At 57.1% G+C, this 12756-nt stretch carries 11 protein-coding genes and 2 pseudogenes; 11 read left to right on the forward strand and 2 right to left on the reverse strand.

Going from position 1 to position 12756, the window contains the following annotated elements; all coding sequences use genetic code 11:
• The first annotated feature begins 174 nt into the window (after positions 1–174).
• From AC0L3H_RS31730 to AC0L3H_RS31740, 3 genes are all read left to right on the forward strand, one after another.
• Positions 175–591 carry an IS110 family RNA-guided transposase gene (locus AC0L3H_RS31730; RefSeq protein WP_473588107.1) on the forward strand — a complete coding sequence of 139 codons (417 nt, stop codon included), beginning with the start codon at positions 175–177 and terminating at the stop codon, positions 589–591.
• A gap of 703 nt (positions 592–1294) precedes the next feature.
• Complete coding sequence (locus AC0L3H_RS31735; protein WP_473588097.1) at positions 1295–2575, forward strand: ATP-grasp domain-containing protein; 1281 nt, start codon at positions 1295–1297, stop codon at positions 2573–2575.
• Between the two features lie 1150 nt (positions 2576–3725).
• Positions 3726–5054 carry an aspartate aminotransferase family protein gene (locus tag AC0L3H_RS31740; RefSeq protein WP_473588098.1) on the forward strand — a complete coding sequence of 443 codons (1329 nt, stop codon included), beginning with the start codon at positions 3726–3728 and terminating at the stop codon, positions 5052–5054.
• Between the two features lie 512 nt (positions 5055–5566).
• Here AC0L3H_RS31740 and AC0L3H_RS31745 read toward each other — a convergent pair.
• Together AC0L3H_RS31745 and AC0L3H_RS31750 are read right to left on the reverse strand one after the other, a co-directional pair.
• Positions 5567–5953: an ectoine synthase gene (locus AC0L3H_RS31745; protein ID WP_473588099.1), complete on the reverse strand. Its 387-nt coding sequence runs from the start codon at positions 5951–5953 to the stop codon at positions 5567–5569.
• Between the two features lie 316 nt (positions 5954–6269).
• A pseudogene (locus tag AC0L3H_RS31750) lies at positions 6270–6559 on the reverse strand (ATP-binding protein); the annotation flags it as partial.
• Between the two features lie 183 nt (positions 6560–6742).
• Between AC0L3H_RS31750 and AC0L3H_RS31755 the strand changes: the two are divergent.
• The 8 genes and pseudogenes from AC0L3H_RS31755 to AC0L3H_RS31790 form a co-directional block, all read left to right on the forward strand.
• Positions 6743–6949 (forward strand): annotated as a pseudogene (locus AC0L3H_RS31755) (recombinase family protein); the annotation flags it as partial.
• Positions 6943–7083: a hypothetical protein gene (locus tag AC0L3H_RS31760; protein WP_473588100.1), complete on the forward strand. Its 141-nt coding sequence runs from the start codon at positions 6943–6945 to the stop codon at positions 7081–7083. The pseudogene AC0L3H_RS31755 and the gene AC0L3H_RS31760, both read left to right, overlap by 7 nt.
• Positions 7084–7091: 8 nt before the next feature.
• Positions 7092–7790, forward strand: a complete 699-nt coding sequence (locus AC0L3H_RS31765; RefSeq protein ID WP_473588101.1) for a hypothetical protein — start codon at positions 7092–7094, stop codon at positions 7788–7790.
• 826 nt (positions 7791–8616) lie between these two features.
• On the forward strand, positions 8617–9324 hold the full coding sequence (locus AC0L3H_RS31770; RefSeq protein WP_473588102.1) for an autoinducer binding domain-containing protein: 708 nt from the start codon (positions 8617–8619) through the stop codon (positions 9322–9324).
• 9 nt (positions 9325–9333) lie between these two features.
• Complete coding sequence (locus tag AC0L3H_RS31775; protein ID WP_473588108.1) at positions 9334–9456, forward strand: LuxR C-terminal-related transcriptional regulator; 123 nt, start codon at positions 9334–9336, stop codon at positions 9454–9456.
• A gap of 324 nt (positions 9457–9780) precedes the next feature.
• Positions 9781–10970, forward strand: a protein-coding gene (locus AC0L3H_RS31780; protein ID WP_473588103.1) for an IS3 family transposase whose coding sequence is annotated in 2 segments (ribosomal slippage) — positions 9781–10033 and positions 10033–10970 — 1191 coding nt in all. Because the reading frame shifts where the segments join, the coding sequence is not laid out codon by codon here.
• Between the two features lie 483 nt (positions 10971–11453).
• Positions 11454–12161 (forward strand): class I SAM-dependent DNA methyltransferase, encoded by a 708-nt coding sequence (locus tag AC0L3H_RS31785; RefSeq protein ID WP_473588104.1) that lies wholly within the window; start codon positions 11454–11456, stop codon positions 12159–12161.
• Between the two features lie 38 nt (positions 12162–12199).
• Positions 12200–12340 (forward strand): hypothetical protein, encoded by a 141-nt coding sequence (locus AC0L3H_RS31790; protein ID WP_473588105.1) that lies wholly within the window; start codon positions 12200–12202, stop codon positions 12338–12340.
• The last annotated feature ends 416 nt before the right edge of the window (positions 12341–12756 follow it).

The following is a 12756-nucleotide window of genomic DNA, read 5'->3' on the forward strand; positions in this document are numbered from 1 at the left end:
GTTCCTTCTCGATAGCCATGTGATGATTCTCTCCTTTCCATCATCATGGCCTCGCGCACAGAATTCCTGACAGTCCCACGACATGATCCCGGCGATCGTACGCTCAGCGCTGTTGCCTGTCGTGCGTCGGCTGAACGAACTCGATCATGAGATCGGACAAGCGATCAGACCATTCTGGCTCTCGCCAGAGCCGATGAGACCGCGCGCCGTCTGATGAGCGTTCCCGGCATCGGTCCCGTCACCGCCTCTGCGCTTGCCGCAAGTATCCAGGATATCTCCGCCTTCTCGGGCCCGCGTGAGTTCGCGGCCTTCTTCGGGCTAACGCCCCGGCAAAGTTCATCAGGCGGCAAGGAGCGGCTGGGGCGCGTTTCGAAGATGGGAAACCGATATCTGCGCAAGCTGCTCGTTGTCGGCGCTCACGCGGTCCTCTTCCATCGCAAACGTTGCAGCGATGCGTTGAGAAGCTGGGCCGATCGCCTGATGGAGACCAAGCCGTTCAAGCTTGTCGCCGTGGCGACCGCCAACAAGCTCGCCCGCATCGCCTTCGCGCTCATGCGTGATGACGCACACTATGCCGCTACGCCGGCGTAACGGAAAAAACGGCTGAGGCTGCGGTCCAGAATCGAGGGTGACATCGACGTGATGGGAACAGACGAGGACATATCCCGAAAGCCTGCAACGTAGTCGGAGCTTCGAGCTCGTTCTCTTGATCAGGCGAAAGGATCAGCGGACACCATCAGGGCCAGCGGTCACAGTACTGCAACAACAGGTCGGAGACATGACCGCACCCTCGAACGTCCCATTGCCGAAGACAAACCGTTGATGGGCGGGCGCCGTCCAGACATGACTATGCTGTATCGCTCGACGGACCGCCTCTGTCGTCGTGGCGCTCCCATGAAGAACCTGGCCCATAGCGCATCCCTTGATTCGGAGGACAAGGATGCCCCATCAATCTGGGATCAAACAACCAGGCTGAAGCTGAACCGAGGCCGGGCGCGGAGTGGTCAGGGTTCGCAGCGCCCGGCCTCGGCTCAAGCTTCAGCCTAGCACACCGTCTGTCAGATAAAGTTTAAACTTTTACAGATCTCGCAATGTTCAAAACCGCGTTAACAATAAAGCTTTGCGACATACCCCAAACAAGATCCTTCAACTAAATTTACACAATATTCACGACCGCATATCGCTGACAACGAGTAAGTTCGCCACAAGTCTGAGATCAGGCACGGCTGAAAAAGCTGACGCCGATTTTGCGCCTCGGACCGCCGGCCGAGCACACAATGGAGAGTCAACGCCAATGGCAAAAAAAGCGCTCATCCTGGTTGAAGGCACAAGGAGCAATGGTCTGCTATACGTGAAAGCAGCCCAGCGGCTTGGGCTTTATCCAATTACCCTGTCGGCTGACCCAGCTGCCTACGACTATCTTGCGGCGAAAGGAGTTAAGGCAATCCGTGTCGATACAGACAATCTCGATGCGCTGGTCCACGAATGTTCCCGGCTGCGTGCAACCTATGACATTGCTGGTATTACGAGCGCCTACGAGGCGGTCTATGCGACAGTTGGCAAGCTCTGCTGGCATTTCGATCTACCGGGACCGAACCCAGCATCGATTGAACAATGCTGCGACAAATTCGCTCAACGTCAACAATTGGCCAAGACCGGCGTTCCGATTCCTGCTTATCGCCTCGCAGGGAATGCGACGGAGGTTGAAAGCGCCGCCGCAGAAGTCGGCCTGCCGGTGATTATTAAGCCAGCCGTAGGCAGCGGCAGCCGCGGTGTCCGACTGTGCCGAGACGTGGATGAATTGGTTGAACATACGGCATATCTATTCGGCGGGGAGCATACATGGCGGTCTTCGCCGAAAATTCTGATTGAAGAATTCGCGCAAGGCCCCAGTTACACTGCTCACATAATGGGCAATGAGATCGTTGGGATTACTGGCAATCGCTTCGGTCCCCCTCCGCATTTTGTCTATAGTGAATTCACCTACCCAGCCGTGCTGACCGATCACGAACATAACCGAATCGCCGATGTTTCTCTAAGCTGCTTGCGAGCTCTCGGCCTTGACTGGGGGCCAACGAACATTGAATTTCGGTGGTCGAAATGTGGCCCAGTCGTCATTGAGGTCAATCCTCGTCTTGCGGGTTGGGATCCTCAGCTGGTGCAGCTGGCGCACGGTATCGATCTCGTTACCGAGCACATCAAGTCTGTCATCGGCGACGAATGGAATTTGCGCAGAAGGTATTCGCAGACTGCGGCCACGCGGTTCCTTGTCCCCGATCGCGATGGCTTCCTCGATTGCATCGAGGGCGTGAGCCGGGCTGCTGCCGTACCGGGTGTCGCAGAGGTGAGACTGTATGTTAAACCAAAGACGTCGTTCGTCAGGAAAGGCGACCACCGAGACTGTATCGGACATGTCACTGCCGCTTCACCCAGCGGTGCTCGGACGGCGGCGATACTTCAGCGTGCCGTCGACTTAGTCAATTGGTCGATCACACCACTTCCGACCATCGGCGGAACAGTCTGCGGTCCCTTACCTCCCGGCCCACCAGCGCCGGCAGCGCCAATTAAGAGGTGATCGTCGTCGAAGATGGGTGCAGTGATTGCACGAGAGACGCAGGTTCAAAAGGATGCTTATGTCGAGAAGATCTTGGCTCCGTTCCGACGTTCGGCTCTGGCGACGTTGTGCAAGAAGAATCCCTCTGAAGGGCACGGAGCATGTGTGTTAGCCTCGGTTGGTGGCACACCGGGTCTGGGTCCCTCGACTGGCACAAGCTGGTGTGCAGAGAGGAATATTCTGGAGGCGGAAGCTGTGGGAAATCGCTGTGCACGCTTGTTTAATGTCACCCCAGTTCTGTGGACGGCGTTACTCGATCTCAACCTACAAATTCGTCGGTTGTTGCAGGCTATTGATGCGGGCGTGGGGCTCACCTCCAAAGAACGTGGCGGCCCTGCAACCGGGATCACAAGCAACGATTTGAGGAACTCACCCGCGCCGACGAGGAGTCAAGCGCAAGCGACAGAGCACGGCCGGGTCGACGAGCCGTTGGCATCATGCGCAGAAGGCAGCCCCTGGCTTCTGGCGCGAAATCTTGCTGATCATGAAGTGGCTTTCCTCTTCGAGAACCGCGATGTCGAAGAGTCTGATCAGGTCGCCGCTCTCCATTTCTCGCGGACACACCCCCCACCGGACAGAGGGAAACGCGTGGCCCGCGATGGCCGCCGTCGCCAGCAGGTTGAGTCCTGGAACAGGAGACCTCTTGGAATTCGATCCAGCCGCAAGGCTGCCTTGGTGAACCATTGCCGGGGCCCAGCAACGGCCGGTCGCTCTCCACAGAGGCGCGCATTGAGCGCTCAGCTGAACGGCGCCGTGGTGACCATTCGTCTGCTTATTCGAACAATGAATAGGTTAATTCGATAATCTATCTTTTCGCCAGTTTGGGTAAGATTAAAATCAAATGGCGCAAATGCCGGCAAGCTCACACAAAGCGCGTAACATTGAATAATAAAGGGTGCTAACATGTTCCGATTTTCGTCCCGGGACCGTCAGCGAGCTGTTGACCTTTTCGGACCTGCGGGAACACGGAAGATAGCAGTATCGGATGTGGGTTCGGCGGCAAGCGCCCATTACAGCTAGCGGACAATAGATCAGCATAAAGGCGCGGCGCGTAAATGCGGCCTAGTTGAGATCTTAATTGCAACCTTTCTGGATAGGAGTTTCTAACGAAATGTCAGCCACTGCGGGTTCGTTCAAACAAAATGCAGATCTCAGCTCCGTACTCGACGACGCACGGCAGCGATTTGTCGACCTCAATCCTAAAAGCTTGGCCCGCCATACAGACGCCAAGCAGTCACTTCCAGGCGGCAACACCCGTGCGGTGCTCTGGTACAATCCTTTTCCACTCACCTTGGTGTCCGGAGATGGCTGCCACGTAACAGACCTTGATGGCCACCCATATGTGGATCTCGTGTCGGAATACACTGCGGGACTGTACGGACATTCCGACCTAACCATAGCTGAGGCCATGATTGATGCCATTAGGGACGGCGTCATGCTCGGCGGGCCAAACCGTTACGAGGCGCAGTATGGCGCCGCTATTGTAGACCGCTTCCCGGCAATTGAACGCGTGCGCTTCTGCAACTCCGGCACGGAAGCTAACATCATGGCATTGACAACCGCGCGTGCCATTACGGGCCGAACCAAGATTCTGGCTTTTAAAGAAAGCTATCATGGCGGCGTGATGACTTTTGCACACGGTGGCTCACCGCTCAATTTGCCTTTCCCATTTGTGTTGGCCGACTACAACGACGAGGCCGGCGTAGAGATGATTATGCGACAGCATGCCAAGGACCTCGCTGCGATCATCCTGGAGCCAATGTTGGGAGCCGGAGGCTGCATTGTCGCCAAGCCAACATTCCTTCCGCGTATCCGGGATCTGGCGGCGGAACTCGGTGTCATCTTGATCTTCGACGAGGTGCAAACGTCACGCCTAAGCTATAGAGCGTTGCACGGTGAACTCGGCATCCTTCCCGACATGGTCACGCTTGGAAAGTATCTCGGCGGCGGCGCAAGTTTCGGCGCTTTCGGCGGCAAGGCTTCCATCATGGATCGCTTTGATCCTGCGCTGCCCAATTCGTTGTCGCACAGCGGCACCTTCAACAATAACGTCCTAAGCATGGCTGCGGGATTGGCTGGGTTCACGAAAGTTCTGACTGAAGAAGCAAGCCGAAGAGTAAACGCCACAGGCGACTGGTTGCGAAGCGAGATGAACACCGCTCTGGAGCGCCACGCGGTTGCCGCCACAGTTCTCGGCCGAGGCTCGCTGATGAATCTGCATTTTGTCGGTGGCGTAGTTGAGACACCGGCGCAACTTGAGGAAAGAGATGTACGGTGGCTGGAGCTCTGGCACGTGGAGATGCTTCTGCGCGGCTTCTATGTGACGCCACGCGGCCTTCTCTCTCTCTCGCTCCCCTTCGGTGAGGTCGAAGCGAAAAGCTTTCTGGAGGCATTTAGCGATTTTTTAGCTGTTCATCGTTCGCTCTTGCCTACACGGTGAAGCTTGCACGCTAAATAGCGTCGCATCTCACCAGAGAGGATTTTTGTGCGGTTCGATTTATGATCCAGTTTGCCCATGGACGAGAAGCGCCATGGGCAAGTCGCATCCAATCGTGTTGTGCATGCGTGGCCACCGGCGATATGATCATCGTGCGCTATGCCGATGATGTAATCGTCGGCTTCGAGCACGAGGGCGACGCTCGTCGTTTCCTCGATGCGATGCGCGCGAGGCTTGAGGAGTTGATGCTATCGCTCCATCGTTGCGTTTGCGGCGTAAGGCAAAAGTAATTGCCAGGCGGCCGTGAGCTTCCGCGTGGCCGGCTGACCAAACGCACGAGCTAGAATAGGTCAAGCGGCTGCCGCGGTCGGCTCCGCAGGAGCCAGTAAGCGCGCCCACACACCTGGCGCTGGATCGTTGAGGCGGTTGATCTGGCCTTCGATCGAGCTCGAACTCAGCCGCAATCGGCTAAGTTTTGGACCGAGTTCTCACAAACCTGCGGTTTTCTTCTGTCTTCAATAGGCTGAGCCTGAACCGTCATTGAGGTTGTGGCGCTCGGTGCCCTTGAGCGGCGGATTAAAGATGCTGACAAGGACCAGGTCCTTGTCCCGGCCCCCACGCAAATAATGCTTATCATGCTTGTCTAGCACGTAAATGTCGCCTTTGCGAATTGGAAAGACATTGCCGTCCATGTCCTCGACCTCGCCCTCCCCAGCAATACAATAGCAGGCCTCCAGATGGTTGCGATACTGGAGCAGTGAGATGGTGTTGGCGCGCACTACCGTGTGACAGACGGTAAAGCCCATTCCGTCCTTTTCCGTCAGCAGACGGTGGCTGGTACCACTACCCCACTCAACGAAGTGGTCGGTGGCTTCAACATCTTGCAGGCGGCGCACGAACATGGTGTTCTCCGTATAAGAAGATTGACAATAGCGGCAGTGCGAGTTCAGATCGCTCGCGGCAGGTGCCTTCCGCCGCAAGATAGTCGTATTGAGCTGGATCAGCCGTCAGGGTAATTGGATGAAGAGACCAAGACGCTGGGCAACCTGGAGTATAGCGGACCATTATCTTTGCACCTTCAAGTGCAGGATGAGCGCGCTCTTTTTTCCATTGGCCGTTGACTCCAACATTGCGTGTTGCGGGCGGTCCCAGCGTACATCGGCGGAAGCTCTTTCAGTCGTGCCTGACGCGTCAAACCTTGGAGTGAACGTACCATCGTCAGCGATCCCGTGGTCGCAAAGTTTCTATAAATTTACCTGACGGATCTGTTGCAACCGCTTTGACGACCGGCGGTCTCGAGCGGGCCTTCTGCAATAGCCCGGAACGACGCTTCTCGCGAGGCCCATTGCCGCGGACGGTGATCACTGTCGAATGGGCAGGCGATCAAGGATCACGGTTGCCACCACGGGATCGCCAAACACGCTGCCCCATTCGCCCACCGAGCGGTTGGATGTGATTAGGATCGATCCCCGCTCATAAGACCGCGACACAAGCTGGAAGAACAGATAGCAAAGGCAGCTTTTCCGCCCAATCGCATCTGTTTGCACCGCAGACCGCGCCGAGGGAACTTCCGAGCGACATCCGTTAGTGCCTTCTGCCATTGATCGAGGCGCTGCTGAGGGGAGCGGCGAAGAAGGCTAGGGAGGCGGATCATCACGCCTGAGCATCTGGCGCGCGATGCCTATGTCTATATTCGCCAGTCCACAGCCGATCAGCTTGTCAACAACCCGGAGAGTCGGCATCGCCAATACGGTCTCGCCGACCGGGCGCGGGCGCTTGGCTGGGAGATCGTGATCGTCATCGACGATCATCTCGGTCGCTCCGGATCCGGCGTCGCGCGCCCCGGCTTTGAGAAGCTGCTTGCAGCGATCTGCCAAGGGCGGGTGGTGCGGTGCTGGCGATCGACGTCAAGCCTGGCGCGCAATGGGCGGGACTGGCACACATTGATCGAGTTTTGCGGCTTGGTCGTTACAACATCATCGATGAGGGCGGCATTTATGATATCCCAATGACCGGCTGTTGCACGGCGTGAAGGGCAAGATGAGCGAATTTGAGCTCTCGACCCTGCGCCCGCTCGCTCGAAGCGCTAAAGAAAAGGCGCGGCGCTACGTGAAGGCGGGCAATCACCGCATGGAGATAGACCCCCGATCTGCGCGTGCGCGAAGCGATCACGCTCGTCTTCACGCGCTTTGCAGATTGCAGAGCATTCGCCAGGTGCATCTATCGCTACGCCATGAAGGAATCATGCTGCCGACCGTCAACTACACCCGCGCGGCTGGGCGGACGATCGTCTGGAAGCTACCTGTCTACAACACCTTGCATCACATTACCAACCCGATTTACGCCGGTGCCTATGCCTTTGGCCGGACCGGCAGCCGGATCACCATCGAAACTGCCGCAAACGTATCGTGCGGGGCTTGCGCAAAAAGCGATCGCGCTGGAGATTTGCTGATCGACCCATCGCGAGGGTTACCCGAGCTGAGCAGAGTTCGAAACGAATCCGTCGAAGTCGAAGCCATCGAGTTCGCGCACAAACGGCAACTGCGCGATCTTGCCTGGCGTGGAGATGCGCTGCTCGTCGCGCCGCGCGATCTCGCGCCACCAGGAAGGCCAAAGCCTCGCGCAAGGTCATTTGCGAACACGCCGCTTCGTCCAGCAGCTTATCGAGCTGATCCCGGATCCGGCTCCCGGATCGCGGTCAGCTTCAGCCGCTCGAGCATTGCGACCAACATCTCGTGATCCCCCGCCGTCATCACCAACTGCCTCCTAACAGTGCCTCATATTCGGCCAGTAGCCGCAATCGCCAGATCCACGAACGAATGAATCCTGCGGCGGTTGATCGAGCTCGTGAACGATCCGGTCGCCAGAGAGGGTATTGTCTGGGACGGCAACCAGACACTTGCGCTGAGCCGTCGATGACGCAAAAGGATGCGAAATCTCGCCCATCGATCAGTGTGTCTGGAGACGAAGTCGAGGCTTAAGCGCTGATTGGCATCCTGCGGTATTGCCTCCGCATTACCAAACGCGATTGCGGCCAGGGCGCGTCCGCGGGGGCAGTCGGCCCCCGTGGAAGCTTCTTTTCAGTTGACCGACACGTCGCCACGCCCTCTCACATGAGCAGGAGTGCAGTTGCAGACAGTTAAGCCAGGCTCGCTGCCTCAAGCTGGTGCGGCCTCTTGGGCAGGCAGTATCCTCTGATCGGTACTCACAAGACGCGAGAAAATGCCCGCCAGATCGCACACGCGGCGTTTTCGCCTCTCTTCAACAGTCGCGGCGGGATAGCTCCTGCAACCGAGCGTGACGCCGATGTCCGGGTTCCGGCCTCTTCGCGAGACAGGTAGAGGTGCGCGGGTGAATTGACGTACTGTGTCAGAAAGGTAAGCACCATAAAATCTTTCGCAATCTAAATTTGGCATACTAAAACGTAAGCCATCGCGATGATGTGATATAGCTTTTGCGATGCTGGCCCGTCGGCGGCGACCCGCGGAGCCGCAGGCTTACAGCCGGAACTTGTATGGCTATGCACCACTGAATATCAAGTGCGAATCTCTGCGGAGGAGAGACCATGGAGCGCTCGCCGACAACTGTGGTCTCTCAAAATCGTGGGCTGGCATCGAGAGTGTCCGACCGATTTTCTTTGGTCTCGTCGATACATTTTTCGAAGGCAGCCAAGGAGGCGTTTGCGGTCGAGTTCGGCCGATTTCTCGTCCGTACTGATGGTGTGACTAAATCCGAGCAGTTGTTTGACCTGTTATCTGTTTTTGCCTTGAGTTTTGATTGCCGGTGGATCGCCTATGTCCCGCTCATAGCCGGCGATATACTTCTAAAGCCAGTCCGACACGATCCAGCGGTTTTGTTGAACTATCCTGATGAATGGCAAGAGCGCTATCTAAAAATGGGCTATGACAAGATAGATCCCATCGTCAAGACGGGTCTAAAACGGGTAGGCGCCTTTAGATGGAGTGACATATACAACGACGCAGGCACAACCGAAGACGAACGGCGCGTTTTTGACGAGGCTGCGACATTCTGGTTAAGATCAGGGGTTAGCGTTCCACTGCACGGTCCGCATTGCAGCTTTGCAATTATGAGCTTTGCTCAACCACGGGACCGCGAATTTCAAAATAGAGCAGTTGCCTACTTGCAACTTGCGGCTTTTCATTTTCATCAGAGGGTTGCAAAGAACCCGAGTGACTTCGGTGCCGTCTCTAAACTTTCTTTAAGAGAGAGGGAGTGTGTTTTGTGGGTCGCAAGAGGTAAATCGTCCTGGTAAATAGGGAAAATTCTAGGTATCTTGGAGAATACGGTCAATTTCCATGTAAAAAAGTTGATGAAGAAGTTGAATGCTAGGATTAGAATTGTCGCTGCAATAACAGCGATAAAGCTCGGAATTGTTGAAGTGTAAAAAGGCATCAAAAAGCAGTAATATCTATGTCACCACGTGCTTATTGTTATTGTCAATCATTTTGCGCCTGACGTTGCTCTTGACTTAAATTCATGCTTTGGCGCTCGGCGTACCATCGCGTCGGCCTCGATATGGAGACTCCCCTATTCTTTTCAGAATAAGCCCTTGTGTCAGACGTCTTTCAGCTATGATCACCTGCAATTGCGAAACCTATGACGCGGAGGTAAGTTGTTCAAAGCGAGTAAAGGTTTGTCGTCATTGACCTGCCACGGGTAATTTCCTCCATCTGAGATTAGAGTCCGGCCTCGATTGAAGGACGGACTGATGAAGAGAAAGCGGTTTACGGAAGAGCAGATCATCGCGGTTCTGGGTGAGCATGAGGCGGGAGCAAAGGCGGGCGACCTGGCGCGCAAGCATGGGATCTCCGAGGCGACGCTGTATAACTGGAAGGCGAAATATGGCGGGATGGACGTCTCCGATGCCAAACGGCTGAAAGCCTTGGAAGACGAGAACGCGAAGCTGAAGAAGCTGCTCGCCGACCAGATGCTCGAAGCGTCGGCACTGCGCGAGCTTCTTTCAAAAAAATGGTAGGGCCCGCCGCCAAGCGCGAAGCCGTCGCGCATCTGCAGGCCGTCATGGGCGTGTCGGAGCGTCGGGCCTGTTCCTTCGTCGGTGCCGATCGCAAGATGGTCCGCTATCGGTCCCGGCGTCCGCCGGAGACGGAGCTGCGCACAAGGTTACGCGACCTCGCCAACGAGCGCCGCCGCTTCGGCTATCGACGCCTGTTCATTCTGCTCCAGCGAGAGGGCGAGCCATCAGGGATCAATCGCATCTACCGGCTCTACCGCGAGGAGGGCCTGACGGTGCGCAAGCGCCGGGCACGGCGACGAGCGGTCGGCACGCGGGCGCCGATTCTGGTTGAGGCGAAGCCGAACGCGCGCTGGTCGCTGGACTTCGTCCATGACCAGTTCGCCTGCGGGCGGCGGTTCCGGGTGCTGAACATAGTCGACGACGTGACGCGCGAATGCCTTGCCGCGATCCCGGACACGTCGATCTCCGGTCGGCGCGTTGCTCGGGAACTGACTGACCTGATCGCCTGGCGCGGCAAGCCGGACATGAACGTTTCCGACCACGGCACAGAGTTCACCTCGAACGCCATCCTCGCCTGGTCGAAGGATCATCGCGTCGAATGGCACTACATCGCGCCGGGCAAGCCGATGCAAAATGGCTACGTCGAATCCTTCAACGGCCGAATGCGCGACGAACTGTTGAACGAGAGCCTGTTCTTCGGCCTCGACCACGCCCGCAGTGCCATTGCCGAATGGAGGCAGGACTTCAACACCGCGAGGCCCCATTCCTCGCTCGGCTACCAGACCCCGGCGGCCTTCGCCGGAACCCTCGCCGCAACCGGCTCCGACGCTGCGCTCAATGAAGGCTTCGCGTCTCCGCCGGTTGCTCAAACCGCGCTATACGGCGTAACAGAAACGGCCGAGGCTCTAATCGCCACTGGATGAAAGTTCAGTGGCAGGTCAGCGACAAAACGTGCAGATCAAGCGCCGGCAAAGTAAATAAATCCCTGGGATCCCGGAACATTTGCCTCTGGTTTAATGGCAATTCGTATTGGGGGCCTGTGTCAGTATTATTGCCGATGTATGTCAGGTATTAATACAAAAGGGAGCCGAAGTACGTTAAATATCTCCGAATTGTAACATTATGTAACGATTAATTTTCAAAAATCGCCTTTTTTTCCCGCATGCCACTGGTTACAGTGTCTTACCAGATCGCTTTTCTGGTGCCATTTGGGGAGTGTCGATGACTAATCGTGGGTAACGTCTGCAGCACCGGCAGTAGGCAGATTACCTTGTGTCCAGACGCCTCGCATGGGCAACAACCATGCTGCGCGTCGTGGCACCGACTCGGTTCGTGGTTTCAGTCGCGGCCATTGCGCGCCCATGAGGCAGTGCCGCACCTATCTGCCTTCACAAGGAGGAACTAACATGAACACCCTGGATAAGCAGACAGCACCGGAGCAAGCCGCACGAGAACGCATGAAGGTCTCCCATGGCCTTGATGGTGACGCTGCACGCCTGACCCACTTGTATCGCGGATGGGCGAGTGCCTTCGATCTGGATCAGGCCCGCATCGGGTACTGCGGGCCGATGATCGTGGCAGAACTGTCAGGCGCCCTGCAGACGGCCTATTTGGCCGGGCCGCGAAATGAGATCGCAATCCTGGACGCTGGCTGCGGGACGGGGCTCGTCGGTGTGGAACTGGAACGCCTCGGCTTCCGATTGATTGACGGGTTCGATCTCTCCGAAGAGATGGCCGAAAAGGCCCGGCAGACCGGCGCCTACCGGCATGCCCGAGGCAACGTTGACCTTAACGGGCCGCTCTCCGACCACGCCAGCGCGACCTATGACCTAACCGTCTGCTGCGGTGTCTTCACGCTCGGACATGTCGGACCGGCTGGGCTGCGCGAGCTGGCTCGCGTCACCCGCCCGAATGGCTTCGTCGTTGCAAGCACTCGCAAGAGCTATGCGGAGACCACAGCCTTCGAAGGCGAAATACGGCGTCTGCAGGATGAGGGCGTTCTTGTATCGGCACAGTGTCTCAGGAACGGCAGATACGTCGCCGAGGAGGACGCGCACTACTGGGTCTTCCGGGTGCCCGAGAAGACCAGCGCACCAGAAGAACCGAGGCTATGACGACGCTAGTTCAATCTGGCTGTCGAAACTGGCAGCCGATGCAGGCATCAAGCATACCGAACGGCTCGGACGAGGTAACGCGCCAGCCGGGCATGCTGGTCGCAATCTCGGCTTCGGTATGCGCTTCTGGCGAGGTGAACAATGGCGTGATGGAGAAGTGGTTCGAGGAGGAAATCTGATCCTATGTCTCTCGTCGACGCGAAGCACCTTTGAAACGCTGAAGTCCGCTAACGCTGATACCGCATAGCCGAAATTCCCGTCCATTCCTCACTACCAATCGCGGATCCCGCGGATTGTCAGGAGATTTGCCTCCGGATTTGTCACGAAATCAAGAAAGTTCACAAATGGTTCCGGCTTAGGACTTGCGAGGTATGCCAACCAAGCGAGGGGGCCGTTGACCGTTATATTGGAGCATGTTTGGATCATGAAGTTGAATGGTGATCAGAGACTGGAAGCTTATCGGGGGGGGGGGGGGGAGGGGCCGGGGGGGTAGGGAAGTGTGGGGGGGGGAGGGGGAGGGGGAAGGAGAAGGGTTGTTTGGGCATGGGGGGGGGGGGGAGGGGCGGGGGGGGGGGGGGGTGGGGGCGCCGCGGGG

The organism is Mesorhizobium sp. WSM4816 (genome assembly GCF_055811535.1).